Genomic DNA, 26,005 nt, shown 5'->3' with positions numbered 1-26,005 from the left:
CCGGGCGCAGTATTATCGATTGATGCCTCCGCTCGTTTGCCGCTGGGATTAACGCGTATTCTGTGTCGCCATGCGACAAATTATTGCGGCGAAAACGTTATATCCCGCAGGGAACATGAGCCTTTATCGTTCAGGCTGCGCACACCGTCTTTACTCGCTGCTTAACGGCACGTCTTTTTATTATATTCGTCCTATTGCTGATTATCATAACCCTCTCACTCAGTGCGCCCACTGCCTGTTATTTCCGGTTGTTATGCAAGCAAGTGAATTTCCCTTCAACATAACGATATCTCTCAGCGTAAAAACTGAATATATCAATCAGTCTGGGTTTATCCTCCGCGCCATTAAATGTTAACATTGCCGTATTATGCGCATGGAGAAATAGCATGTTCCCCAGTAAAAAACATTCGCAGCGGGCAACCCCGCTGACCAGCTATCAATTTTCCCGGCTGCATACTTTCGAATGCGTCGCCCGTCATTTATCTTTTGCGCTGGCGGCGCAAGAATTGTCGATCACCCCCAGCGCCGTGAGCCACCGCATTAATTTGCTCGAAAAGGAATTGGGTTTTCTGCTATTCCAACGCTTTCATCGCCGAATTACGCTGACGCCGGAGGGCGAGCGCATGCAATGGGCGCTGGACAGTTCCTTCAACACCTTGAATCAGGAAATCCTGGACATTAAAAATCGCGAGTTGACGGGGACCTTGACCCTCTACTCGCACCCGTCCCTGGTGCAATGTCTGCTGCTGCCGCGCATCGGCGACTTTATCGCCCAACACCCCACCATTCACCTCAACATTCTGACCGGGCAGGAAATCATCAACCTGGCCAACCGCGGCGTGGATCTGGCGATGTACTTCGGCAAACTGCGCTCGGGGCGGCATCTGGAAGAGGCCTTTATGCAGGAATCGATGGTGCCGATCTGCACGCCGCAGTACGCCGCCGCACACAATCTGTATGGTGCGCCGGAAAACCTGGCTCACTGTACGCTGCTGCACGATCGCTACAACTCCGGCGAAGATGAGTGGCAAACCTGGTCACAACACTTTGCGCTGGGACTGGATACCGACAGTAAAAGCATGGAGTTCGACCGTTCCGATCTCGCGGTGCTGGCCGCTACGCGGCACCTTGGCGTCGCCATGGGGCGGCTTAATCTGGTGCAGGACTGGATCAAAAGCGGCGAGCTGATCATTCCATTCGCCGATATGACCGTGCCCTGCGAACACTGCTATTTTACCTCGACCATCTCCGAGCGGCAGTGGCCGAAGATCCTCGCGTTTAAGCAGTGGATCATGAAAATCTCCCCTCTGGTCTGATGGCCGCAGGGTTAGCGCTCTATTTTGGGAGAATAAGAAAAATGCAGCGCGCAGGCGTAGAGCCGGCCGGCCTTTGAATAAGAGATATATTTGCGGTTTTTATCCCAGGCCAGCAGGGTATTATTGGCAAAATAATAAACCTCCAATTGCATCCCATTAGCCAACCTCGCCCAACCCCGGCTTCTTATTACGGTAAAGTCACCGTTATCGCTGAGCGTAATCAGCGGCACGCCCCAGGCATAGCGGGATATTTGCAGCTGAATAATGAATTGGCTTTCGCAGCTTATTTGGTAGTTCTGTACATCAACATCCATAATTTATATTTTTGGTGCCACCCTTCGGTCAACATAAATAAGATATGAACAACTCACTACGATTAACCCCAGTACGATCAGCACGGCACCCAATACAAATTCAATTTGCAATGGTTCGCCGAGAATGACGGCCCCCGCCAGGATGCCGAATACCGGCGTCATAAAGGTGAGAATGCCCAGCGAGGAAGCCTGATAACGGCGCAACAGTGAAAACCAGATCAGGTAGCTGAAAAACGACACGATCACCGTTTGGAACAACAGGCTGCTCCAGGCCACGGGGCTCAGGACAACGTGCAAATTGTCCGTCGCCAGCGCCAGCAGCGACAGCAGTACACAGGCGCCCGTCAACTGGAACAGCAGCGTCTGTTTGGCCGGGCACTCCGCCAGGCGCGTGGTACGGATCACCAGGGTAGAACCGCCCCAGGCGATCCCCGCCAGCAGGCCATAGAAATCGCCTTTCAGCCGATCGGCCCCGCCGCTTCCCTCGGCCATGCCCGATATGGCCAGCACCACGCCGCCAAAGGCGATGAGCATGCCCAGCCACTGCACCGGCGACAGGCGCTCCTGACGGATCAGGAAATGCAAGCCAAGGGCGGAAAACAGCGGCGCGGTGTACAAAAACACCGCCATATGCGAGGCGCTGGTATAGCGCAACCCTTCGGAGACAAAAAAGAACTCCAGCGCGAACAATGCCCCTACGCTCAAACCGGCGCTCAGCGTGGCGCGATCCCAGGTGAAACACTCGCCGCGGCAACGCGCCAGCAGGTATACCCCCAACGCGGCGAGACCCGAGCGAATGGCAATTTGCAGTACCGCCGACACATCCGCCTCGGCAGCCTTGATCGCCACCTGCTGCATTCCCCAGATGGCGCAAAGCACCACCATGGCGGCCGCAGCCCTGCCGTCAATACCGATTCTTGCATTCATAATAGGATTCTCGCCGCCGTTGAAATAATCACAGGCTGCCGTCGCGTTATTCTTTATACACCACGATTTCCTGATAAATTTTAATAACCTCACCATCGCTGTCGACGGAGTCGGTATATTCGGTTTGCTGCGCCAAATGAATCACCTTCCATCCTTTGCGCGCCAGTTCCGGGATCGTCAGGCGCCCTATGCCACGGCAGGAAAACTGGGTATCGTCAGACAACCTGACCTTACTAACCTCTGCATAATCATAAGCTTGAGAATGACAAACGTGCGATTCCGCCGCCATCGCCGGTAATGAAAACACCCCCACCAACAACATGAACAGATTTCTCATGGCGACCTCCCAATCGCTTATTCCTGCCGACCGATTACGCAGAAAAAGGCTAACGTTAATACGGCGGTGACAGGCTGAAATTAATTATCTCTTGCACGGATAAAATTACAGGCTGACGCCGATGACTGACAAATGAAAAATATAAACCTTGGCGTTAGATGAATTCATCCGAATCGAAAGGCATGAAAAACGGCTCTTTTCACCGCACGAAATGGTCAAAAACCGGCCAACAATTAGCAAGAAAAGTAATTATTTATGTCACCGTTTATGTTACAAATGCCGCCCGCCGCTAAAACACCAAAAAAACCGTCAAAATGCGTGAAAACGCAGCGTTCTGCGCAAAACATCGGCATGGCGGCGCTGATGGGGGCGGTCATACATAAAACAGGGATAACACATGGCAATGAAATTGCGCGTATTGACTCAAGCGGTGGCGCTGGGTCTGGCGATCGGCAGCGCGTCGTTCGCCGCTCAGGCGGAAATCACCCTGCTGAAGCAGGATCCGCAGGCTGGCGATCCGCTCAGCCGCCTGAACTTCACCGTTGGCGGCAGTATCCGTCCGCAGTTCAACAACATGACGGGTGACGGTGACAAGGGCTCCTACAAGCGTAACGGCTTCGACGGCGGCACCCGCTTCCGTTTCGCGGCGGACTATTACCTGTTCGACGATATCAGCTGGATCAGCTACTACGAGCTGGGCGTGAACATTCCGGCGCTGTTCGACTGGGATCACCACTATGCCGACGGCGCGAGAAACACCAGCCGCCGCATGCTGTACACCGGCCTGAAAAGCAACACCTGGGGCCAGATGACCTTCGGTCAGCAGAACAGCGTTTACTACGATGTGGTTGGCGCCAAAACCGATATCTGGGACTACGACATGCTGGCCCAGGCACCGGGCAACGGCATCAACGGCGACTACGACGGCTCTTATCGCTCACGCAAAATGCTGAAGTACAAGAACCGCTTCGGCGATGCGGACGTTTACGCTTCGTACCTATTCAGCGACAGCGACTATCTGCCGGGCAACGGCCTGCGCTACAAGCGCAAAGGCGGCGGCTCACTGGGCGTGGATTACCACATTACGCAGGACCTGACCTGGGGCACCGCCTGGAACTACACCCGCGCCGAAATGCGCAATCCGTCCACCAGCGGCAGCAAGAGCTATGACCAGAACATTTTCGGTACCGCCATCAGCTGGAAACCGGACAACTGGACCCTCACCTTCGGCGGCGGTTACTACAACGACTTCCTGACCACCAAGAAAGCCGACATCAATAATTACTTCGCCGGCGACGCATGGGGTATCGAATACCTGGCCGGTTATACCGTGCCGGTTGGCCAGTACGCGGTGAAATCGGTGATGCCGTACTTCATGGGCGACCGCCTGGAATACATCACCGGCCGCAACTACCAGCGCATCGACAACGGCCTCGGGGTTACCGTGCAGTTTGACTACGGTTTCCGCGTTGACGTGGAGCATGTGCTGACATCGAGCACCGACAACCTCGGCGATATGACCGTGATGCGCCTGCGCTACGATTTCTGATTGCTCAGAACGCAAAAAAGGCCGCGCAAGCGGCCTTTTCGTTTATTGACGCAGCGTCAGAAGCCGCCGCGCGCCGAGCGCCCGACCGCTTCGCCCAGTTGCCATACCGCCATGGCGTAATGGGTGCTGTGGTTATAGCGGGTGATGACGTAGAAGTTCGGCAGGCCGTACCAATACTGGTAGCCGGTGCCGATGTCCAGCCGCAGCAGGCTGGCTTCCTGATTATCGCCGAGCGAGCCCTGCGGGCTTAGGCCGGCTTCCGCCAGCGCGGCGACCGAGTAGCGCGTCTTGAAGCCGTTTTCCAGCCCCGGCGCCTGGCCGTTGGCCTGAATGGCGACCGGCTCGCCTTTGGACCAGCCGTGCGCCTTGAAGTAATTGGCCACGCTGCCGATGGCATCGACCGGATCCCACAGGTTGATATGCCCATCGCCGTTGAAGTCGACCGCGTAGCTTTTGAAGGAAGAAGGCATGAACTGCCCATAGCCCATCGCGCCGGCAAAGGAGCCGCGCAGTTCGAGCGGATCGTCGCCTTCAGTGCGCGACATCAGCAGGAAGGTTTCCAGCTCACCGGCGAAGTAATCGGCGCGGCGCGGGTAGTTGAAGGCCAGCGTCGCCAGCGCATCGATAATGCGGGTTTTACCCATTACGCGGCCCCAGCGGGTCTCCACGCCGATAATCCCCACGATGATCTCCGGCGGCACGCCGTATACCTGCCAGGCGCGCTGCAGCGCATCCTGATATTGATTCCAGAACACTACGCCGTTTTGCACGTTATCCGGAGTGATGAACTTGTTGCGGTAGCGCAGCCAGGAACCGTTCGGCCCGGTTGGGCCCTGGGTAGACGGCGTCGGCGCCTGCCTGTCCATCAGCCGCAGCACCGAGTCCAATCGCCGAGCCTGCGCCAACACGTCGTGCAGCTGCTGCCGGTCAAACCCGTGTTCCTGCACCATCTTATCGATAAAGCGCGCGGTATTCGGGTTATTGGCGAAATCCCCTCCCAGCGGCGCGCCGCTGTGCGCCGGGCTCAGCAAAAAGCCGCCCTTTACCGGGGTGCTCTGCGGCGTAGCGGTGGTACTGGGTTTCGGCGTGCTGCTACAGGCAGCAAGCAAGGTAATCAGCGGTAAAAGCGCAACCAGGTGACGCATCGGATATCCATATAGCCATGCAAGAGATAAGTGGGAGTTATGTTAATGCATTGTTCAACGCGAACAAACAGGATTATGCCGCCAATTACCGCGCCAGGTAGCCAAACGTGCCAAATTGTGACGTTTTGCACGGTGAAAGGACGCCCGGTGCGACCGCGTGGAATCTCAACCGCGACTAAATGAGAAAAGTTATCACCTTGACGCCCCCGTTTGCCCCGTTAAAATGCCCGGCTGCTTGCCATCCGGCCGCCGCCGGGCGGTCAATGATTACGACAACGGACTGTGATGGAATCTCTCGGACAACTCGCCAAAGACCTTTACCGCGGGCGCATCTCGCGCAAACCCTTTGTTTTCTCGCTGGCGATCTTCGCCGTTGGCATCGTGCTGTTGTCGTTTCTGTCGACCTACCTGGATAAAAACCATTTTCGCGCCCATGCGCACGGCGACACCGAGGAATTCGTCTCGGTGCTGCTGTATCTGCTGTGCATCATGGTGTGGGCGCTGTTCTGTTTTGGCCTGGTGGCATGGTTTATGGCCAAAACCGCGTTTCGGCTCAACGATATCGGCCTGCCCGGCTGGATGCTGGCCGTAACATGCTACGTTTGCTCGGTGCTCAACAACTACGCCCCCGGTCCGGTGGCGCGCTGGCTGCCGCTGTTCAGTCTGGCCGTCATGATCTGCGCCCTGCTGTTGCCGCCCGATGGGCTGCGCCGCAAGCCGGACGGCAACGCTGACGATTAACGCAGCGGCACCACCTTGTTCGCTGCCGGTTCGGCCGCCGTCAGCCTGCCGCTAACCTGGCTGATGCCGCCGCCGCTGTTGTGGGACACCACGGCGATCGGCAAACGCCGCAACTGCCGGGTCAGCTCCGGCGTGATATAGCCGATGTGGGTGTTCTGTTGCTGTTTCCGCCAGCGGTCGGCCGCCCTGCGACGGGAGAAATACTGGTTGTATTTGGCCCAGGCGATCAGAGTGACGGCATTGAACAACGCCACAATGATATACAGCGAGATCACTTCCAGCAGCGACAGAGCGGAGCCCACCCCGTGCTGATCCATTACCGACATCAGGCCACGACTGAACAGATAAAGGAAACCGCACCAGGCGAAAAGCGTCAGCAGGCTGTCTACCATACGCGGCAGCAGGCCGCGCTCGGAATAAATCAGGACGTCCGTCATTCTTTGATCCTCCCAATGCCCCGGTCGGGGCTTATCCAGCGCGCACGCCCGCGCCGAGCTTTCAACATCACTTTGGAAAACGCCACCAGCGTGGTCAGCAAGCTGAGCAGCCAATACACCAGCGGATACCAGATGATCCAGAACAGCGAGCGGCCGAAGCCCTTCTCATAACGCTTCTCCAGCAGCAGACTGACGGTGAACTGCAGCAAGCACACCACGCCCAGCACCAGGCCGGTAAACGCCGGCGTCAGCAGCGAGTGAATGCGGATGCCCTCCGGCAGCGGCACCGCCAGTCCGACCAGAAAAATCAGCACGCTGACCAGGTAAGTGAACGCCCACAGCGTGGAGAGGCAATATTCGGCGAACAGCAGCCACATATGCCGGTGCTCCCAGGCCCACAGGTTGCGCAGATTCTTTAAAAACACCTCCGCGCCGCCCTGCGCCCAGCGCAGGCGCTGCTTCCATAGCCCGCGCAAGGTCTCCGGCATCAGGATCCAGCACAGCGCTCGCGGTTCGAAGAAGATAGCCCAGTGCTTCAGCTGCAGCTTCCAGCTGATGTCGATGTCTTCGGTGATCATGTCCTGACTCCAGTAACCGACATCGGTGAGCGCTTGCTTACGAAACGCCGCGACCACGCCGGAAATGGTGAACAGGCGGCCATAAACGCGCTGCGTGCGCTTGATAAGGCCGATGATCGACGAAAACTCACCGACCTGGATGCGGCCGATCAGCGTGGAGCGCGTGCGGATGCGCGGGTTGCCGGTCACCGCGCCGACATGCGGATTGGCCAACAGCGGCGCCACCAAATAGGCTGCCGCATCGCGATCCAGCAGCGCATCGCCGTCGATGCACACCAGATACTCGCTGCGCGCCGCCGCTGCGCCCGCCTGCAGCGCGATCGCCTTGCCCTGATTTTGCGCCAGATGGATCACTCGCAGCCGGGGGAACTCCAGCGTCAACTGGTCCAACACCTCGGCAGTGTCATCGCTGGAGCCGTCGTTGATGGCGATCACTTCGATATTGTCATAGCGCTGCGCCATCGCCGCCGAAATGGTTTCACGCGCGTTCAACCCTTCGTTGAAACAGGGGATCAGCACGCTGATCGACGGGTTGCCCGGCAGCGCCGGCGCGGGCATGTCCGGGCTCCAGCGCCAATGCCGCTCACGATGCAGCCAGAAATAGATGCCGCCGGCGATCCAGATGCCGGACATGAACAACGGCCAGAAGAACACGAAGTTGAGCAGCATTTCGCCGGTAAACAGCAGGACGATGCCGAAAGGCACGCTCAACACCAGACACAGGATAAATAAGGCAATTAAACGATCGGTCATGGCAGTGGGAACCAGGCTGAGGACAACACCGGGCGAACGGCATCCAGCTTAGGCCGATCGTCGAGGAAGTTGTCAGGGTAATAACCAAAGCTCTGAGCGCCATTGCGCTGCAGGCGACGCATCCATTCGGCCAGCAGTTGACCGTCATCCAGGCTGACCCGGCGCTCCTTGCGCCAGTCGACAGCCTGCAACTCAAACACCGTTTTATCGAGCGCGCCGGGGTAAGCGGCCACTTTGCCCACCAGTTGATCCAGCCAGCGGCCGCTGTCGGCGCGCGGCACGTTTTCCATCAGCGGCATCGCCATCGGCGCCACCCAGTCGTAGGCCTGCAGGAAATCCGCCAGATTCTGGCCGAACCAGGCTTCACTGGCGGGATCGAGCACCGGCATCGCATAGATGTTGCGCGCGGTTTGCACCTGCGGGCCGCGGATCGCCCGCACCCGCTCGGTCAGCGACTGGGTAAACCCGATCAGCGCCCGGCTCTTGAAGCGCGTCCAGCGCGCCATCGCCTTCGGATCCTGGCGTATCGCCGCCACCGAATCGGCGAAGCCGGCCTGACGGTAGGCCGCAACGGCGTCGGGGCCGGCATCTTCGAAGTCCGACAGCAGGGCATCGTCGTGGAACAGGATCCCTTTGAAGGTGGCGTGGGCCGCCAGATCCTCGTAGATCTCACCGATGCGCTGACGCGCCACCGGGCTGAACGGCGACAGGCGACGATACTGCTTGTCGTCTACCGACAGCTGCCCGCTTTGCGGATCGAGGCGCTGCACGCGCGGCACGTCAGGCCCCAGCTCGAATGCCAGCACCGGCATCCAGGCATACACGGCCACGCCGGTGCGCGAAGAGAGCTGCCAGGAGACTCGGTTGAACAGGTCGGCCTTCATCGGCAGCCAGCGGTTGGGAAAATAGAGCTCGCGCACGTTGCCGTCGCCTTTTGGATCGGCAAACGCCTGCAGGAAAACGGTATTGATGCGCAGGTCGTAGATGCGCTGGATCAGCTTGTCGAGGTTTTTGGCCTGCTGCTGCGGATCGGGATCGTAGAGGTAGTCGAGATCGACGTGCGCCACCCGCATGATCTGTCGGTTCTGTATCTGCGTCAGTTGCTGGGCGAAGCTCGTCAGCGACGGGTTGCCGGCCACCAGCATGCGCGGCACGTTCTCAGGCGCGTTGACGTCTCCCAGCCCGTTCTCCAGCGTCAGCGCCATGCGGTAACCGTGCTTGCGCGCGATGTCCAGCGCCACGCCGCCGGCCGCACCGTACGGCCAGACCCACACGCGCGGCGCCTTACCGGTGGCGGCGGTGATGCGCTGGGTGATCAACGCCACGTCCTTCTCGATGCGTTGGCGGTATTCCGTCTCGCTTTCGTAACGGCCCTGTTTGGCGTCGTACAGCCGATTGGCGACCGCCGGTTCGGTATTGCCCTGCGGGTTGGCGATGCCGCCGTAATGCGAAGCGTAGGTATGCGCGCCAATCTCCACCAGCCCGGAATCCGACACTTCCCGCACCTGCTGCCAGGTGAGGAAACGATCGCGCGGCGTCATCAGGCCGCCGAAATCGACCGGCTTGCCGGCCGGCGCATCCAGCCAAACGCCGACCGGCGCCAGCACCGCCGGCCAGTTGTAGGCCTTCAGCAGCGGGAATACCCGGCTGTAGAAGCTGCGGTAGCCGTCGTCGAAGGTCAGCAGCACCGCCTTGTTCGGCAACGCCGGGCCGCCGTTTTGCGCCTGCAGGATCTGCTCGACCGACACCGGCTGGTAGCCGTTTTGCTTCAGCCAGGCGAACTGTTCGTTGAGCGCGCTGGTGCGCACCGACATGTAGCGCTGGTCCGCCGCGCCGTCTTCTACGTCGTGATACGCCAGCACCGCGTAACGGTTGGCCGGCCACGGCCGTTCCATCGGCCCCACGGGGCGCTCCGCCGGCGGCGTGAAGCGCGGCACGTCCGCCTGACTGCAGGCGGTAGTCAGCAAGGCGGCCAACACGAGAAGTGAAGATCGAATAAGCATGATGATTCCTTTAAAAACGATAATTCAGATCAAACGTCACGCCGATGTTCCGCTCGCGTTTGCCGTCGTACGGATGCTTCTCAAACTGCAGCATCGCGCCGGCGTCCAACACTCCGTTCCAGCTGACGCGCTGGCCGTAACCCAGCTGGGTGATCGGCTTGCGCGCATAGTCCCGCTGCCAATAGCTGCCGGCGCCGGCCTGGAACTGCTGACTCCACTCGGTCTGATAATGGCGATACAGGGTGTGATCGAGCGTTAACGACGGCAGCAGCGTGAAGTCGCGCTTCGGGTTGTAATACGGCACGTTCTCCTGGCTGTTGCGGCTGCCGGACAGCGTCAGGTTCACGTCCAGCCGATAGCGGGCGCCGGCGAGCAGCCGTTGCCGCCCTTCCAGGCCGTACTCCAGTCGATTGTTGCCGTCCGAGAAGTGCGAAGGCGCCACGCTGGCGCGCAGCTCGCGGCTTTCGTTCTGCTGCCAACGCAGCCACAGGTTGCCGCCGTTGGCGCTGATGCCGTTGGTCAACGCGCGCAGCGGCGTCTCGGCCGACAGGCGCGCCACCGAACCGCCGAGGCGCCATTGATCATTCAGGTCATACCAGGATGAGAGGCGCAGGCCGAGCTCATTGCCGTGGCCGTAGTTGCGGTTGGCCACCTCGGCCTCCAGCCACAGATCGCGCGAGCGCCACTCGGCGCCGGCGCTGAGATCGCGGTTGATGCCCTTGCCCTCGTCGAATTGGCCGGTGTTGAATCCCCAGCCGGTGAACAACCGCCAGTTGTCGTCGATCGGCGGTGAATAGAGCGCGGCGTGAATGCCGAAATCGTGGCTGCCGCTGACCGGCCCGTCGGAATCAATGCCCTGATTGCCGCTGATGCGCAGTTCAGACATATGGTGAATGCGGCGCGAACGTTCAAGCTGCTGAGCGGCAACGCTTTCCGGCGCGCGCTGGATGACGTCGTCGGCCAGCAAATCCAGTTGGCGCCACTCCTGCAACGCCTGCGCGACATAGCCCTGCTGGATCTCCAACGGCAGGCTGCGCGGCTCCAGCCCTTCCACCTGCTTCAACTCCTCCTCGGCGCGACGCGGCCAGCCGCGCGCCAAATAAACGCTGGCCAAGGAGATGCGCAAACCCTGATTGCCCGGCGCCGTTCGCGCCAGATGGGTCAACTGCCGTTCGGCCTCGGCCAGATCGCGTTGATAAACCCGCGACTGCGCCAGCAGCGATTGGCCGACCAGCCAGTCATCGTTGTAGGCCAGCGTCGGCAGTTGGTACAGGCGGGTCGCGTAGGGATAGCGCTGGCTGACGCGCTGCGCCAGCAACACCGCCTGATCGATGCGTTCGTTCTCCGCCTGCGCGTAAAACAGATCGGTTTCGTCTTCGGCTGTCACCGCCTGCGGCGCGGCGGCGTTCAGACGGCCGAAAATGGCCTGCGCCTTGTCCGGCTGCTGCAGATAGAGGTAGGCGGACGCCGCCCAGCGCTGGGCATAATCCGGCACCGTGCGCCCTTCCGCCTGCAAGGTTTGATATTCGCTCACCACTTCGGCCATTCGATAACGCGCCAACAGCGCGCCCAGGCGATCGACGCGCGCCTGTTGGTAGCTGTCCTGCGCCTCCGGCAGCGGCCGCCACTGCGCCAGCAGTTGGTCATAGCGCGCCAGCGCGCGGTCGGCGATGACGAAACGTTCTTGTTCACCGCGAGCATCGATAAACGACAGCCGCACCAGCTCGGCGGCTTCATCCGCCTGCAGGCGCCGCTGCTGCGCGGGCGGCAATGCCAGCCCCTGGCTTTCACGCAGCGCCGGATCCGCGACCCGATTCGCCGCCAGCAGCGTCACGTAATAAGCCTGAATACCGGTGTCGGACGGCGCCAGCGCGCGGGCATGAGTGGCGTTTTCCAGCGCCGCCCAGCTGCGGCCGGCGGCCTGGTCCACATAGGCGCGCGTCAGATACCACGTCGCCGGCTCCAGCAGTTTCTCCGCTTTGGACGCCTCCGTTTGCGCCTGCGCATCCTGCCCGGCATCCGCCAGCGTCATCACATAGCCACGCTGTAAGCCGCCGTCGGCGGGAGCGAGCTGCAACGCCGTACGCCACAGTCGCAGCGATGGTTGCCACTGCTTCAGGTTGCGATAGGCGCGGGCCGCCGTCGCCAGACTGGCGCTATCCCGCTGCAGCGCGGCGCCGTCGGCACGCCAAAGCGCGACGACCTCTTCATCGTGGCCGGCCCACCCGGCCACCTGGATATAATCGGCTCGCTGCTGCAGGCTCAACCCCTCCTGAGCGCGCCGCTGCGATAAATACGCCAGCACCGGCGCAGTATCGCCCGATCTGGCCTGACGGATCAGCGCGTCATAGCGTTCATCCGCCAGCGCGGTGGCCGGCAGGGATAAACCGATAAACAGCAATGACGCCGCATATTTGGTAGCGTGGCGTTCGGTAAAACGTAATGAACGCGAGTTAACTTTAGGCACGAGGTATTCCTTTAATCCGTGAGCTGCTGTCCTGGCAAAGTAGAAATGCGAGCAGGCACCCGAAAAGTCGGCTAGAGCCGTCGGGTAATAAGCATGGAGTAATGAATATTTCTGTCTGGCGCACGCTTAAATAGAATCGAATGCGCCTTTGCCTAAAAAGAGTATTTTATAAATCCGCCAATGAATACCGCAGCCAGGTGATATCTGCCTGAAACTGGAATTTCACAATTATCAATAAGTGAAATAATAAAAATTAAAACAATACAAATCAATAAGATGGGATTTATTTATGACCAATATTCTTATTTTCACTCTTTCGTGTGAAATTATATAAAAACCAGTGTGATATTTGATTTTAATTCTCATTATCACCGGCTAACAGGAATATTAATCCAAACACCCAATTAAATAATCTACCTTCTTGGAAAAATAATAAGACTATTGTTAACACGAAAATTAAATTTGCCTGCTAATAATTATTCAGTTCAATTTAAATTCCCCACGTATACATTCATGCTGGCTATCTCCCGGGCATGCCGTCACAATAGCGCCTCATTCTGGTTTCAATCAGGGATTGCCATGTACAGCCACTACCCCGCCCATTACACCTTCGATAGCGACAGCGATGCCTGGCAGATCGGTTTCCACGACTTCCCCGAGTGGCAATCTGCCTGCTATAAACGCGAAGACATCGAGCTGGAAGCACAGGAAAGCCTGCTGGCCGCCATCGCCGCCGCGATGGATGAAGGGCAGCCCCTGCCCGCCCCTTCTCCTCTGCAAACCGATGACTTGAGGGTACATCTGCCGGCTCTGGTGACGCTGAAGATCGAACTGCACAACGCGATGCTGCGCAAAAACACCGGCAAAGCGGCGCTGGCGCGCAAGCTGGGATTCAACGGCGGGCAAATGGAGCGGTTGCTGGATATCGGCTACGCCTCGAAGATTGAAGCGTTGGAGCAGGCGTTGTATCTGCTGGGCTACGAAGTGCGCGTGACAATAAGCGAAGTTTGTCAATAAGTTAGCGATATGTAAGCGAAATATTATCCAAGGGGGCTAAATTTTCCCCGTTTTGCGCCGATATGATGGCTACCTAATCACTTGTCGCAACAACGAAGGCTAAAAATGGAGTGGAGTCGCCGTCATATTTGGGCCGTTATTCTGCTGTCTTGTCTCGTTTTTTGGGTCATTTTGGCGACCGGCATCAACGCCGTCGCTTGAGCGCCTGCCGCCGTATTGCAATACCCGATTTTAAAGCCCGCCACAGCGGGCTACTTTCTGTCGCTTGCTTATAAAAAGCGTTATAAAACAGCCCGTGCTGTTTAAAAAACAGCCTAAAATTGTGATCAAAAACACAGTATTGAAATCAGACCAGTATTGAGAGTACATTAGCGCCGATCCTGTCGCGGTTCGGATTTTACCTCACGGAGCATGAGGCGCGACAACCGGACACCCCGCGCTCGAGGACGTTGTTCTTTCGCTTGGAAGAATCCGCCCGACAAGCCGGTTGTCCATAAAATACTCAGCACAACAATCGGGATCATTGCTGGCGAGGACTCCAGACAGGAGTTGTTCAGTGAAATATTTTTTGATGGGCGTGTCATTCATGCTGGTTGCCTGGGTTGGCACCTTCATGTTGATGGTTGCCTGACAGCAGCCACACCAGGAACACAGACAAAGGGACGCGCAAGCGTCCCTTTGTCGTTTCGGCGAGCGATCATTTGCCCGGCATCATGCGGCGCAGGGTGTCGTCCTTGCGCAGGTAGTGGTGATACAGCGCCGCCAGCGCATGCGCGCCAATGATAAAGTAGCCAACGTTTGCCAGCGTCTCATGCACCGTTTTAACCAGCTTGCGCATCACCGGCTCCGGCGTCACCCAGTGCGGCACCGGCCAGCCCAGCAAAGACCACGATTTCCCGCCGTAGGCCAGGGTTAACATGCCCAGCAACGGCAACATCAGGAAGACCACGTACAGCAGCCAATGGAAAATCTTCGCGCCTACCTCCTGCCATTCTTCCAGCGGGGGCGTGGTCGGCGGCGCAGCGTGGAAAGAACGCACCGCCAACCGAATCAGCATCAGGACAAAGACCGATACCCCAAAGTTGAAATGCAGATTTTTGACCATCGGCGCCCACGCCTCCGGCACCGAATCTTTCAGCAACATCGCCGCATAGGTGAGGATCACCATCAGCAACGTCAGCCAATGTAAAACGATTTGCGATCGCGCGTAGCGGTTGCTCATTCACTCTGTCCAAAAAATAAAATTCAGCGTAGTTGAGCATAATGGGGAAATAATGAAGAAAACCTTGGGACGGAAAAAAATAAGGCCGGGCGAACGCCCGGCCTGACAGGATTATTTGGCGCTGCCGGCTTTGCCCGGCTTCAGCAGCCCGTCCGCGCGGAACATCGCCTTGATGCCGCGCACCGCCTGGCGGATACGATCCTGATTCTCGATCAGCGCGAAGCGCACGTGGGTGTCGCCGTAGTCGCCAAAGCCAATGCCCGGCGAGACGCAGACCTTGGCTTCCGCCAGCAGGCGTTTGGCAAACTCCAGCGAACCGAGGTGGGCATAAGGCTCGGGAATTTTCGCCCACACGTACATCGACGCCTTCGGATTTTCCACCATCCAGCCGGCCTCATGCAGCCCCTTCACCAACACGTTGCGGCGCTGCCGATACTGCTCGGCGATATCGCGCACGCACTGCTGATCGCCTTCCAGCGCGGCGATGGCCGCCACCTGCAGCGGCGTAAAGGTGCCGTAGTCGTGATAACTCTTGATGCGCGCCAGCGCACTGACCAGCTCAGGGTTGCCGACCATGAAACCGATGCGCCAGCCGGCCATGTTGTAGCTTTTCGACAGGGTGAAGAACTCCACCGCAATGTCTTTCGCCCCCGGCACCTGCATGATCGACGGCGCTTTCCAGCCGTCATAGACGATATCGGCATAGGCCAGATCGTGGATCACCAGCACGTTGTACTGTTTGGCCAGCGCCACCACCCGCTCGAAGAAATCCAGCTCCACGCACTGCGCGGTCGGGTTGGACGGGAAGCCGAGGATCATCATTTTCGGGCGCGGAATGGTTTCCCGAATGGCACGCTCCAGCTCGCCGAAGAAATCCACGCCGTCCACCAGCGGCACCGAGCGCACCTGAGCACCGGCGATCACCGCGCCGTAAATGTGGATCGGGTAACTGGGGTTCGGCACCAGCACGGTATCGCCGTGATCGAGGGTCGCCAGCATCAGGTGCGCCAGCCCCTCTTTCGAACCGATAGTGACGATGGCTTCGCTTTCCGGATCGATATCCACCTGATAACGATCGGCATACCAGCGCGAAATGGCGCGGCGCAGGCGCGGAATGCCGCGCGAGGTGGAATAACCGTGGGTGTCGTCGCGCTGGGCGACGGCGCACAGTTTTTCCACGATGTGCGGCGGCGTCGGGCCGTCGGGGTTACCCATGCTGAAGTCGATAATATCCTCGCCGCGACGGCGTGCGGCCATCTTCAGTTCGGCGGTGATGTTGAATACGTAAGGGGGAAGGCGTTCAATGCGTGTGAAACGGCGCTGTGGACTGTTATCAGCCATAGGGGATTCCTCGATAGACGTTAGCGCCCGGACCGTCCGAGCGACGCTGGCCAGCGAACTGACCGAATATCGAACATAGCGCAGCGCCGACGAGCTTGTCGATACCCGGCGCGATATTTTTATTTAGCGCTCTGAAACTCCGCCGCCAGCAGCCCGAACAGCCAGTCGTCGCACCACTGATCCGCCAGACGGTAGTTGTCGCGCAACGTGCCCTCCAGCTGGAAACCGCACGACTCCAGCAGGCCGCGCGAGGCGAGGTTGCCGGCGGTCACGGTGGCGGTCAGCTTGTGAAAACCGCAGGCGTTCACCGCAAAATCCAGCACCGCCCGCAGCGACTCCTTGCCATAGCCCTTGCCCTGCCCGGAAGGCAAACTCCCGTATCCCACTTCCGCCTGCCGATACGGCACCCAGTGCGGGCGAAAGCCGGTAATGCCCACCGCCTCTCCGCTGTGCTTCTCACGCATCACCAGGCACAGCCACTGGTCGCCGTGTTTGTCCCAGACCGGCAGGCGCTCCTCGAATCGTGCGCGGATCTCCGCTTCGCTGCGCGGATCGGAGATGTAACGGATCACCTCGGGATCTTGGTACAGGCGCAGAAACAGCGGCCAATCCTCGGCGGTTATCGACTGTAATTGCAGACGTTCAGTGACCAGCTTCATAAAATCTCCGAAAAACGAAAAAGAGGAACTTACGAATGAAAGATATCTCTTTATTTTCCCCGATTGGTTGCCGATAATCATTTACGTTAAAACCACAAAACCATAACGTCTTGCCCGATTCCCTACAACTGCCCGCCGCCGTTACCCACGCGGCATCAGGAGAACACCATGGCCTCTTTAGTCATCGACGATATTCCGCAGGCGATCGTTAACGTCAAGCGTCAGCTGCGCCAGGCATTGCCCAACTATCGCGACGTATTCCAGGCGCTGGAAGAGAACATCCGCGCCCAGGTCGAACAGATTCGCCGCGAACTGGCCGCCGGCCACAACCCGGTGCCGCAAATTGACGCGGAAGATATCCTGCAGCAGCGCGTCACTGAACAACAAAAAGCGCTGATCAAACAGCGCGGCGCCTGCGCTATTCGCGGGGTGTTTCCGCGCGCCAAAGCCGAGGGCTGGAACCGCGAAATCGGCGATTACCTCGATCGCAACAACTTCGTCGAGCGGTTGAAAAACGCCGCCGAAGACAACTATTTCGGCAAGCTGGCCGCCAGCAAGCCGCAGATCTACGGCATCTATTGGTCAAAACCGCAGGTTGAAGCGCGGCAGGACGCGCGCATGCATGCGGTGCAGGTGTTCCTCAACAGCCTGTGGGCCACCGAAAGCAACGGCAAGCAGCATTTCGATCCGACTCGCGTCGCCACCTACGCCGATCGCACCCGCCGCCGCCCGCCGAACTCCTCGTCGCTGGGCCTGTCGCCGCACGTCGACAGCGGCACCATCGAGCGCTGGCTGGACGAGAACTTCCGCTATGTGTATCGCCACGTCTTCTCCGGCGACTGGCAGCAGTACGATCCCTTCGCCGCCGACGGCCGCACCGAAGTGCGCGAAATAGCCTCCCCGGCGGTCTGCTCGATGTTCCGCACCTTCCAGGGCTGGACGGCGCTGACGCCGCAACGCACCAACGCCGGCACGCTGAACCTGGTGCCGATCGCCAACGCCATGGCCTATGTGCTGCTGCGCGCGCTGCAGGACGACGTCGCCGACGACGATCTGTGCGATGCGGCACCGGGCCGCGCGCTGTCGATCTCGGAAAAATGGCATCCCCTTTTATTAAGCGGGATTTCCCCTATTCCCGATCTGGAGCCGGGCGACACGGTATTTTGGCATTGCGACGTGATCCACGCGGTGGAGAACGAACATAACGGCGAGTTCGACAGCAACGTGATGTACATCGCCGCCGCGCCGGGCTGCGAGAAAAACGACGCCTATCTGCAGCGCCAACTGCCGAGCTTTATCGACGGCAGAACGCCGCCGGACTTCGCCCCCGACGATTTCGAAGTGGATTTCGAGGGCCGCGCCACCGTCGAGCTGCTGACGCCGCTGGGCAAAGCGCAGCTCGGCATGCGCTGACCGCCGCCCCAGCCACGGGCCTCTCTCGCTGTGGTATACTGCCGTCATCCGTAGGCCGCAGCGAGAACCCGTCGTGCACCCTTTTTTTGAAATGCTGTTGGCGGTGTTTGATCGCGCCGCGCTGATGTTGATCTGTCTGTTTTTCCTGACCCGCACCCGGCTGTTCCGCCAACTGCTGCAAAAAGAAGACCATACGCCGCTTGAGCTCGGCATCGTCACGGCGATCTTCGCGCTGTTCGCGCTGTTCAGCACCTACTCCGGCATCAACGTTGAGGGATCGCTGGTCAACGTGCGCGTCATCGCCATCATGGCCGGCGGCATCCTGTTCGGCCCCTGGGTGGGGATCGTCACCGGCATCATCGCCGGGGTGCACCGCTATCTGATCGACATCGGCGGCATCACCTCGGTGCCCTGCCTCATCACCAGCATCATCGCCGGCATCAGCGCCGGCTACATCAACCTCAAGGTGAGAAAAGAGCAGCGCTGGCGCGCCGGCATCGTCGGCGGCATGCTGTGCGAATCCCTCACCATGCTGCTGATCGTGCTGTGGGCCAAGCCGACCGAGCTTGGGCTCGACATCGTGTCGCAGATCGCGCTGCCGATGATCCTCGGCACGGTGTGCATCGGCCTGATCGTGCTGCTGGTGCAGAGCGTCGAAGATGAAAAAGAGGTGATCGCCGCGCGCCAGGCCAAGCTGGCGCTGGATATCGCCCACAAGACGCTGCCCTATTTTCGCAACATCAACAGCGAATCGCTGGCCACCATTTGCGATATCATCCGCCAGGACATCCGCGCCGACGCGGTGGCGATCACTGATACCCATCAGGTGCTGGCTTACGTCGGCGTGGGGCGCGAAGCCTACCCGATCGGCCGCGAAGGGCTGAGCCGCGTTACCCGCGAAAGCATTCGCCACGGCAAAATCATCATCAAAAACAACCTGGAAAACCCGGCCGCGCCGCAGATCCATTCGCAGCTGGTGGTGCCGTTGTGGGAAAAGGGCGAAGTGACCGGCGCGCTGAAAATTTACTACTGCCACGCTCACCAGATCACCAACACGCTGAAGGTGATGGCGGTCGGGCTGTCGCAGATCATCTCCACGCAGATGGAGGTTTCGCGCATCGAGCATCTGCGCCAGATGGCGGATAAAGCCGAAATGCGCGCGCTGCAGAGCAAGATTAACCCGCACTTCCTGTTCAACGCGCTGAACGCCATCTCTTCCTCCATCCGCCTGAATCCGGACACCGCGCGCCAGCTGATCATCAACCTGTCGCGCTACCTGCGCTACAACCTGGAGCTGAACGACGAACTGATCGATATCCGCAAGGAACTGCATCAGATCCAGGATTACATCGCCATCGAACAGGCGCGCTTCGGCGCCAAGCTGACGGTGATTTACGACATCGACGACGACGTCTCGGTGCGCATTCCGAGCCTGCTGATCCAGCCGCTGGTGGAGAACGCCATCGTGCACGGCATCCAGCCCTGCAAGGGCAAAGGGGTAGTCGTGATCGCGGTGAAAGATCAGGGCGACCGGGTGAAAATATCGGTGAAGGATACCGGCCACGGCATCAATCAGGAAACCATCGATCGGGTGGCGCGCAACGAGATGCCGGGCCACAATATCGGCCTGCTCAACGTACACCACCGCGTGTCGCTGCTGTACGGTGAAGGGCTGCATATCCGCCGCCTGGAGCCGGGCACCGAAATCGCGTTCTACATCAGCAAAAACGGCGGCAAGCTGCATCAGGAATCGAGCGCGCCGCCGATCGGGGAGGCCTCATGAAAGCCATCATCGTGGAAGACGAATTCCTCGCGCAGGAAGAACTCAGCTACCTGATCAAGAAACACAGCAATATCGATATCGTCGCCACCTTCGAGGATGGCCTCGACGTCCTCAAATACCTGCAGACCCACCAGGTCGACGCCATTTTCCTCGACATCAACATCCCGTCGCTGGACGGCGTGTTGCTGGCGCAAAACATCAGCAAATTCGCGCATCGCCCGTCTATCGTGTTCATCACCGCCTATAAAGAGCACGCGGTGGAAGCGTTCGAGATCGAAGCGTTCGACTATATCCTCAAGCCCTATCACGAGGCGCGCATCGTCACCATGCTGCAAAAGCTGGAGGCGCTGCATCATCGCCCCGCCGGCGCGGCGGAACCGACCAGCGCGCCGAGCCGCGGCAGCCATAGCATCAACCTGATCAAAGACGAGCGGATCATCGTTACCGACATCAACGACATCTATTACGCCGCCGCCGATGAAAAGGTGACGCGGGTCTACACTCGCCGGGAGGAGTTCGTGATGCCGATGAACCTCACCGAGTTTTACGGCCGGCTGCCGGAAGAACATTTCTTCCGCTGCCACCGCTCTTACTGCGTTAACCTGGCCAAGATCCGCGAGATCGTGCCCTGGTTCAACAATACCTACATTCTGCGGCTGAGCGATCTTGAGTTTGAAGTGCCGGTCAGCCGCAGCAAGGTGAAAGAGTTTCGCAAGCTGATGCGCCTGTAAGCGCTTACCAGCGCGGGCCCGGACGGTAGTAATAGCCGGGCGGCGGCGGTGGCGGCATGCGGTAATGCGGCCGATCTCGCCAGTCGCGCCGCGGCGGCCCGTAGTAAATCACCCGTGGCGGCGGGCCGTAATAGTACCCGCGCGGGCGTTCATACCGGTGATGATCGGCCCACCAACGCGGATCGCGCCAGCGATAGCCGTCCCAGTAGTGGCCGCGATGATCGCGATCGCCGATATGCAACGACAGGCCCGGCACGTTCACGCCGATGGACACGTCGGCCTGGCTCGCCAGCGGCAGCGCCAGCAGCGCGGCCAGTAACAACAGCGTTTTTTTCATTTCATGGACTCCTGCAGAGCGGACCTCGTCCGATCGCAGATAACATAGTCCCGCGCTCGCCGCCGCTCTATAGGCGCAATGCCGATTTACGCCTTGCAGACGCATCCTTCACAATTTCACCACAATCGTTCACCGGTGATTAACAATAAATCGTTGATATCTTTGATGTAGATCACGTGTCACCCCCGGCATTTCACGCGCTTTTCGGCGCAAAAACGGCAACTCACGCCGTATAAAATGCATTTCATTCCTTCCATCGTGCAACTCATTCCCTATCCGCCGCCCGCCGGGGGCGCCGGCCATATAATAAGCCCATACCGCGGGAACACAGATTCACCCCGCAAATTTCAGCCAACGGCTCACGCCCGGCAACGCACACACAGGAAGGAGACCGGCCATGAACACCAAACCGGCAAATCGCAGCTTAATCGTTCTCGGCACCATCATCTGTCAGATGGGTCTGGGCACCATCTACACCTGGAGCCTGTTCAACCAGCCGCTGGTCGACAAGTTCCACTGGGGGCTGGCGGACGTCGCCACCACCTTCTCCATCACCAGCTTCTTCCTGGCCTTCGCCACGCTGTTCGCCGGCAAGCTGCAAGAACGCTTCGGCATCCGCAATCTGACGCTGTGTTCCGGCATTCTGGTCGGCCTGGGTCTCATCGCCAGCGCCCACGTCAGCTCGCTCGACATGATTTACCTGCTGGCCGGCGTGGTGGTGGGCTTTGCGGTCGGTATCGCCTACATCTCCACCCTGTCCAACCTGATTAAGTGGTTCCCCGCCAACAAAGGCCTGATTTCCGGCATCTCCGTCGGCGCCTTCGGCAGCGGCAGCCTGCTGTTCAAATACGTCAACGCCGCCCTGATCGCTGACGTCGGCGTTTCCGGCGCCTTCTTCTACTGGGGTGCCATCGTGATGGGCCTGATCGTCGTCGGTTCCCTGTTGCTGAAAGAGCCGGTGCTGGCGGCCAACGCCGCACAGCAAGGCGCCAATGGTCTGGGCAACGACTTCAGCGTGCGCCAGATGCTGGCCACCAAAGAAGCCTACCTGCTGTTCACCATCTTCTTCGCTGCCTGCATGAGCGGTCTGTACCTGATTGGCATCGTGAAAGACATGGGCGTTCAGCTGGCCGGGATGGACTTGGCTACCGCCGCCAACACCGTGTCCGCCGTCGCCATCTTCAACACCGCCGGCCGCATCATCCTGGGTACGCTGTCCGATAAAGTGGGCCGCATGCGCGTCATCAGCTTCACCATGCTGGTTACCGTGCTGGCGATTGTCGCCCTGAGCTTCATGACCCTGAACCACACGCTGTTCTTCATCTGCGTCGGCGCGGTGGCCTTCTGCTTCGGCGGCAACATCACCGTGTTCCCGGCGATTGTCGGCGACTTCTTCGGCCTGAAAAACCACAGCAAAAACTACGGCATCATCTACCAGGGCTTCGGCCTGGGCGCGCTGGCCGGTTCGTTCGTCGCCAAATACTTCGGCGGCTTCCACGCCACCTTCATGGTGATTGGCGTCCTGTCCGCCGCTTCTTTGCTGATTACGCTGTTCATCAAAGCGCCGAAGGCGGTGGAAATGGAAAGCGAAGAAACCGCACAGGCGGCGGAGCTGGCCAAAGCCTGATACCCCGCGAAAACGACAAGGGGCGCAACCTGCGGGTGCGCCCCTTTTTTATTGCCCAGCCGCGCGGCTTACAGCCGCATGCCCAGCGTCTGGCGCAGATGCGCGCCGGCCCCCAACAGGCCCGGTTGACCATGGGTTATCATGAACACCGGAATGTCGCGCACATAGTCACGGAAACGCCCTTTGTCTTCGAAGGCGGCGCGGAAGCCCGAGGCCTTGAAGAATTCCATAAAGCGCGGCACGATGCCGCCGGCGATGTACACGCCGCCAAAGGTGCCCAGATTCAGCGCCAGGTTGCCGCCGAAGCGCCCCATGATCACGCAAAACAGCGACAGCGCACGGCGGCAGTCGATGCAGCTGTCGGCCAGCGCCCGCTCGGTAATGTCCTTCGGCGCCAGTTTCTCCGGCAGGCGGTTGTCCGCCTTGACGATGGCGCGATACAGGTTGACCAGGCCCGGCCCGGACAGCACGCGCTCGGCGGAAACGTGCCCCACTTCACCGCGCAGCACCTCCAGAATAATGTCTTCTTCTTCGCTGTTCGGCGCGAAATCGACATGGCCGCCCTCGCCCGGCAGGCTGACCCAGCGGCGATCGACCTGCACCAGGTGGGCAACACCCAGCCCGGTGCCGGCGCCGTACACCGCGATCGGTTTGCCCGGCTGCGCATCGCCGCCGCCAAACTGCAGCACGTCGTCCGGCGAGAGCATCGGGATCGCCATCGAGACGGCGGTGAAATCGTTGATCACTTCCAGATGACTCAACCCCAGGTTGGCCTTCATTTCTTTGATCGAGAACGCCCAGCTGTGGTTGGTCATCGCGACCCAGTCTTCCGTCACCGGGCAGGCGATCGCGATGCAGGCGTCCTGCACCTCGATATCGCACGCTTTCAGATAGTGGCGAATCACCGCCTCCAGGCTGTCGAACTCCAGGCCGGAATAGGTTTTCGCCTGGGTAATCTCACCCGTCGCAACAGTGCACAACGCCAGGCGGGCATTGGTGCCGCCAACATCACCCACGAGGGCATAGGTCATTGATTTCGTCTCCGCAAAATGAAAAATAACACGCTGCCCACACTGTAAAATCCTGCTGCGAAAACAACAATCACCCGCCTCGGATCTGCACCTCAATAGCGATCCGGATCACAAAAAACGTTTCAGCTTGCCCGCTATGCCGCGATTTGAAACAAATTGCGGCAAAAAATGCCCCCCGGCGACTGTTAACCGCCATCGCCGCCGGGCAATATCAATGCGTGCCTGCGCGCCGATAGTCTGGCAAGCTGTGGCCACTGCCCAACCACCCGCTCTCCCTGCCCCGCAGGGAGGCATCGACAAGGGATTATTCATGCTGCATCCGCGCGCCAATGCCATGTTGGCCTTTGCTTTGCCTGCGCTGATTATCGGTTCCGCTTCCAGTCTGGTGCTGCTGTTGGTGATGAAAATTGCCGCCGCATTGCAGCAATTACTGTGGGTGACGCTGCCCGATGCGCTGAGCCTGGACGCCCAGTCGCCCTGGTGGCCGGTTGCGATGCTGACGCTGACCGGCGTGGCGGTCGGCCTGATCGTGCGTTATATGCCGGGTCACGCCGGGCCGGATCCGGCGACGGAATCGCTGATCGGCATGCCGTTGCCGCTCTCCGCCCTGCCGGGGTTGGGGTTGGCGCTGATCGTCGGCCTGGCCGGCGGCGTCAGTCTGGGGCCGGAGAATCCGATCACCGCCATCAACATCGCACTGGCGGCGGCGGCCGGCGCGCGCCTGCTGCCGAAAGTGCCGCGCATGGACTGGATCATCCTGGCCGCGGCAGGCACCATCGGCGCAATGTTCGGCACACCGGTCGCCGCCGCGCTGATCTTTTCGCAAACCCTGGCCGGCAATAACGAAACGCCGCTGTGGGATCGGCTGTTCGCCCCGCTGGTGGCCGCCGCCGCCGGCGCGGTCACCACCCAGATGTTCTTCGTGCCCAATTTCGCCCTGCAGCTCGACGCCTACGACGTGACGCGGCTGCCGGACATCTTCAGCGGCGCCATCGTGGCGCTGATCGCCATCGCGCTCGGCATGGTGGCGCTGTGGTGTTTCCCGCACGTTCACCGCCTGTTCCATTCAATGAAGAATCCGGTGTTGATGTTAGGGCTGGGCGGCTTTGTGCTGGGGCTGCTGGCGCTGTTGGGCGGAGAGATTACCCTGTTCAAGGGGCTGGATGAGATGAAACGCCTGGCGGTGGACGACAGCTATTCGGTGCCGGCGCTGTTGACCATTACCCTGACCAAGCTGGCGGCGCTGGTGATCGCCGCCGCCTGCGGTTTTCGCGGCGGGCGCATCTTCCCGGCGGTGTTCGTCGGCGCGGCGCTGGGCCTGATGCTGCATCAGCATGTTCCGGCGGTGCCGGCGGCGATCACCGTCTCCTGCGCCATCATGGGGCTGGTGCTGGTGGTGACCCGCGACGGCTGGCTGAGCCTGTTTATGGCAGTGGCGGTAGTGCCGGATCTGCACCTGCTGCCGGTCTTGTGCATCGTGATGCTGCCCGCCTGGCTGGCGCTGGCGGGCAAACCGCTGATGCTGGTAAACCGCCGGCAACCGCCGCACGACGATTAGGCCAGCGCGAACGCCGCGGCGGCGCGGGCGTGGATCGCGGTGGTGTCGAACACCGGCACCGACGCATCCCGCTCGCTCACCAGCAAGCCTATTTCGGTGCAGCCGAAAATAATCCCCTGCGCCCCCTGCTGTTCCAGATCGCTGATGATCCGGCGATACTCGTCGCGCGAGGCGTCGCGAATTTTGCCGAGGCACAGCTCGTCATAGATGATGCGGTGCACGATGTCACGATCGGCGCTGACCGGCGTCACCACGTCGATGCCGTGCAATTCCTGCAGGCGGCCGCGGTAGAAGGTCTGCTCCATGGTAAAACGCGTGCCCAGCAGCCCGACGCGGCGAATGTTTTTCTCCCGCACCTGCAGCGCCGTGGCATCGGCGATGTGAATCAGCGGCAGGCCGCTGGCCTGCTCGACCGCCTCCGCCACCTTGTGCATGGTGTTGGTGCAGATCACGATGGCTTCGGCGCCGGCGGCGCGCAACGCCACCGCGGCCTCGGCCAACAGCCGGCCGGCGCCGTCCCAATCGCCCTGGTGCTGCAAGCGCTCAATCTCCTGGAAATCGACGCTGTAGAGCACGATTTTGGCCGAATGCAGCCCGCCGAGGCGCGCCTTTACCTGCTCGTTGATGGTGCGGTAATACGGAATGGTGGATTCCCAGCTCATGCCGCCCAGCAGACCCAACACTTTCATCCTTCGTTCCTCAGCATTTCCGACGATCCT

Annotated in this window: 24 protein-coding genes; 10 read left to right on the top strand and 14 right to left on the bottom strand. The window is 59.9% G+C overall.

All coding sequences use genetic code 11. The features are described from left to right. Window positions 1-386: 386 nt before the first annotated feature. Window positions 387-1,316, top strand: coding sequence for a DNA-binding transcriptional regulator DsdC (dsdC, locus tag CRO23_RS06550; RefSeq protein ID WP_049300091.1), 930 nt, complete (start codon window positions 387-389; stop codon window positions 1,314-1,316). Window positions 1,317-1,327: 11 nt separating this feature from the next. Here dsdC and CRO23_RS06545 read toward each other — a convergent pair whose 3' ends face one another. Genes CRO23_RS06545 through CRO23_RS06535 form a run of 3 tightly spaced genes read right to left on the bottom strand, consistent with a single transcriptional unit; the run spans window position 1,328 to window position 2,894 of the window. Continuing rightward, window positions 1,328-1,630: a hypothetical protein gene (locus CRO23_RS06545; protein ID WP_033639734.1), complete on the bottom strand. Its 303-nt coding sequence runs from the start codon at window positions 1,628-1,630 to the stop codon at window positions 1,328-1,330. Between the two features lie 3 nt (window positions 1,631-1,633). After that, the gene (locus CRO23_RS06540; protein WP_033639733.1) at window positions 1,634-2,557 is read right to left on the bottom strand and encodes a DMT family transporter; all 924 of its coding nucleotides are present in this window, start codon (window positions 2,555-2,557) and stop codon (window positions 1,634-1,636) included. A 46-nt stretch (window positions 2,558-2,603) separates the two neighbouring features. After that, the gene (locus CRO23_RS06535; RefSeq protein WP_028127760.1) at window positions 2,604-2,894 is read right to left on the bottom strand and encodes a hypothetical protein; all 291 of its coding nucleotides are present in this window, start codon (window positions 2,892-2,894) and stop codon (window positions 2,604-2,606) included. Window positions 2,895-3,291: 397 nt separating this feature from the next. Here CRO23_RS06535 and CRO23_RS06530 point away from each other — a divergent pair, with 397 nt between their 5' ends. Further along, window positions 3,292-4,443 carry a porin gene (locus CRO23_RS06530; protein ID WP_097101595.1) on the top strand — a complete coding sequence of 384 codons (1,152 nt, stop codon included), beginning with the start codon at window positions 3,292-3,294 and terminating at the stop codon, window positions 4,441-4,443. Between the two features lie 56 nt (window positions 4,444-4,499). Here CRO23_RS06530 and mltB read toward each other — a convergent pair whose 3' ends face one another. After that, window positions 4,500-5,588 carry a lytic murein transglycosylase B gene (mltB, locus tag CRO23_RS06525; RefSeq protein WP_015378637.1) on the bottom strand — a complete coding sequence of 363 codons (1,089 nt, stop codon included), beginning with the start codon at window positions 5,586-5,588 and terminating at the stop codon, window positions 4,500-4,502. A gap of 285 nt (window positions 5,589-5,873) precedes the next feature. Between mltB and CRO23_RS06520 the strand changes: the two genes are divergently transcribed. Beyond that, window positions 5,874-6,329, top strand: coding sequence for a DUF805 domain-containing protein (locus CRO23_RS06520; RefSeq protein ID WP_016926825.1), 456 nt, complete (start codon window positions 5,874-5,876; stop codon window positions 6,327-6,329). Here CRO23_RS06520 and pgaD read toward each other — a convergent pair. From pgaD to pgaA, 4 genes are read right to left on the bottom strand one after another with little or no spacing between them, the layout of a single operon-like run. Continuing rightward, window positions 6,326-6,766 (bottom strand): poly-beta-1,6-N-acetyl-D-glucosamine biosynthesis protein PgaD, encoded by a 441-nt coding sequence (gene pgaD, locus CRO23_RS06515; protein WP_097101593.1) that lies wholly within the window; start codon window positions 6,764-6,766, stop codon window positions 6,326-6,328. The genes CRO23_RS06520 and pgaD overlap by 4 nt on opposite strands. After that, window positions 6,763-8,097 carry a poly-beta-1,6-N-acetyl-D-glucosamine synthase gene (gene pgaC / locus CRO23_RS06510; RefSeq protein WP_016926823.1) on the bottom strand — a complete coding sequence of 445 codons (1,335 nt, stop codon included), beginning with the start codon at window positions 8,095-8,097 and terminating at the stop codon, window positions 6,763-6,765. The genes pgaD and pgaC overlap by 4 nt, the downstream gene beginning before the upstream one ends. Then, window positions 8,094-10,100 carry a poly-beta-1,6-N-acetyl-D-glucosamine N-deacetylase PgaB gene (gene pgaB, locus CRO23_RS06505; protein ID WP_097101591.1) on the bottom strand — a complete coding sequence of 669 codons (2,007 nt, stop codon included), beginning with the start codon at window positions 10,098-10,100 and terminating at the stop codon, window positions 8,094-8,096. Before pgaB ends, pgaC begins: the two co-directional genes overlap by 4 nt. A gap of 10 nt (window positions 10,101-10,110) precedes the next feature. Continuing rightward, complete coding sequence (gene pgaA / locus CRO23_RS06500; RefSeq protein WP_097101589.1) at window positions 10,111-12,567, bottom strand: poly-beta-1,6 N-acetyl-D-glucosamine export porin PgaA; 2,457 nt, start codon at window positions 12,565-12,567, stop codon at window positions 10,111-10,113. A gap of 579 nt (window positions 12,568-13,146) precedes the next feature. Between pgaA and CRO23_RS06495 the strand changes: the two genes are divergently transcribed. Together CRO23_RS06495 and ypdK are read left to right on the top strand one after the other, a co-directional pair. Then, window positions 13,147-13,584, top strand: a complete 438-nt coding sequence (locus CRO23_RS06495; protein WP_016926820.1) for a transcriptional regulator — start codon at window positions 13,147-13,149, stop codon at window positions 13,582-13,584. A gap of 556 nt (window positions 13,585-14,140) precedes the next feature. Continuing rightward, on the top strand, window positions 14,141-14,215 hold the full coding sequence (gene ypdK, locus CRO23_RS24720) for a membrane protein YpdK (RefSeq protein WP_099782600.1): 75 nt from the start codon (window positions 14,141-14,143) through the stop codon (window positions 14,213-14,215). Window positions 14,216-14,281: 66 nt separating this feature from the next. Here ypdK and CRO23_RS06490 read toward each other — a convergent pair whose 3' ends face one another. The 3 genes from CRO23_RS06490 to CRO23_RS06480 form a co-directional block, all read right to left on the bottom strand. After that, window positions 14,282-14,806, bottom strand: coding sequence for a cytochrome b (locus CRO23_RS06490; protein ID WP_016926819.1), 525 nt, complete (start codon window positions 14,804-14,806; stop codon window positions 14,282-14,284). A gap of 111 nt (window positions 14,807-14,917) precedes the next feature. Next, the gene (gene alaC, locus CRO23_RS06485; protein ID WP_016926818.1) at window positions 14,918-16,147 is read right to left on the bottom strand and encodes an alanine transaminase; all 1,230 of its coding nucleotides are present in this window, start codon (window positions 16,145-16,147) and stop codon (window positions 14,918-14,920) included. Between the two features lie 119 nt (window positions 16,148-16,266). Continuing rightward, window positions 16,267-16,806, bottom strand: a complete 540-nt coding sequence (locus tag CRO23_RS06480) for a GNAT family N-acetyltransferase (RefSeq protein ID WP_097101587.1) — start codon at window positions 16,804-16,806, stop codon at window positions 16,267-16,269. 168 nt (window positions 16,807-16,974) lie between these two features. On the opposite strand from CRO23_RS06480, the gene CRO23_RS06475 reads away from it, so the two are divergent. The 3 genes from CRO23_RS06475 (at window position 16,975) to CRO23_RS06465 (ending at window position 20,733) form a co-directional block, all read left to right on the top strand. After that, the gene (locus CRO23_RS06475; protein WP_097101585.1) at window positions 16,975-18,219 is read left to right on the top strand and encodes a DUF1479 domain-containing protein; all 1,245 of its coding nucleotides are present in this window, start codon (window positions 16,975-16,977) and stop codon (window positions 18,217-18,219) included. A 91-nt stretch (window positions 18,220-18,310) separates the two neighbouring features. Then, window positions 18,311-20,002, top strand: coding sequence for a sensor histidine kinase (locus tag CRO23_RS06470; RefSeq protein ID WP_097101584.1), 1,692 nt, complete (start codon window positions 18,311-18,313; stop codon window positions 20,000-20,002). Next, on the top strand, window positions 19,999-20,733 hold the full coding sequence (locus CRO23_RS06465) for a LytR/AlgR family response regulator transcription factor (protein WP_004936341.1): 735 nt from the start codon (window positions 19,999-20,001) through the stop codon (window positions 20,731-20,733). The genes CRO23_RS06470 and CRO23_RS06465 overlap by 4 nt, the downstream gene beginning before the upstream one ends. A 4-nt stretch (window positions 20,734-20,737) precedes the next feature. Here the strand turns inward: CRO23_RS06465 and CRO23_RS06460 are convergent, their stop codons facing one another. Beyond that, complete coding sequence (locus CRO23_RS06460) at window positions 20,738-21,070, bottom strand: DUF2502 domain-containing protein (protein ID WP_016926814.1); 333 nt, start codon at window positions 21,068-21,070, stop codon at window positions 20,738-20,740. A 397-nt stretch (window positions 21,071-21,467) separates the two neighbouring features. Between CRO23_RS06460 and CRO23_RS06455 the strand changes: the two genes are divergently transcribed. Then, window positions 21,468-22,697 carry an L-lactate MFS transporter gene (locus tag CRO23_RS06455; protein ID WP_016926813.1) on the top strand — a complete coding sequence of 410 codons (1,230 nt, stop codon included), beginning with the start codon at window positions 21,468-21,470 and terminating at the stop codon, window positions 22,695-22,697. A 68-nt stretch (window positions 22,698-22,765) separates the two neighbouring features. On the opposite strand, the gene glk is transcribed toward CRO23_RS06455, so the two are convergent. Next, window positions 22,766-23,728: a glucokinase gene (gene glk / locus CRO23_RS06450; protein ID WP_016926812.1), complete on the bottom strand. Its 963-nt coding sequence runs from the start codon at window positions 23,726-23,728 to the stop codon at window positions 22,766-22,768. A 310-nt stretch (window positions 23,729-24,038) separates the two neighbouring features. Between glk and CRO23_RS06445 the strand changes: the two genes are divergently transcribed. Continuing rightward, on the top strand, window positions 24,039-25,286 hold the full coding sequence (locus CRO23_RS06445; protein WP_049190183.1) for an ion channel protein: 1,248 nt from the start codon (window positions 24,039-24,041) through the stop codon (window positions 25,284-25,286). Here the strand turns inward: CRO23_RS06445 and CRO23_RS06440 are convergent. Beyond that, window positions 25,283-25,975, bottom strand: a complete 693-nt coding sequence (locus CRO23_RS06440) for an aspartate/glutamate racemase family protein (RefSeq protein WP_016926810.1) — start codon at window positions 25,973-25,975, stop codon at window positions 25,283-25,285. The genes CRO23_RS06445 and CRO23_RS06440 overlap by 4 nt on opposite strands. Window positions 25,976-26,005: the final 30 nt, after the last annotated feature.

Source organism: Serratia sp. JKS296, from assembly GCF_900215445.1.
Taxonomy (GTDB): domain Bacteria; phylum Pseudomonadota; class Gammaproteobacteria; order Enterobacterales; family Enterobacteriaceae; genus Serratia; species Serratia marcescens.
The sequence above is the reverse complement of the archived record's forward strand: the minus strand, read 5'-3'. Positions and strand labels throughout refer to the sequence as shown.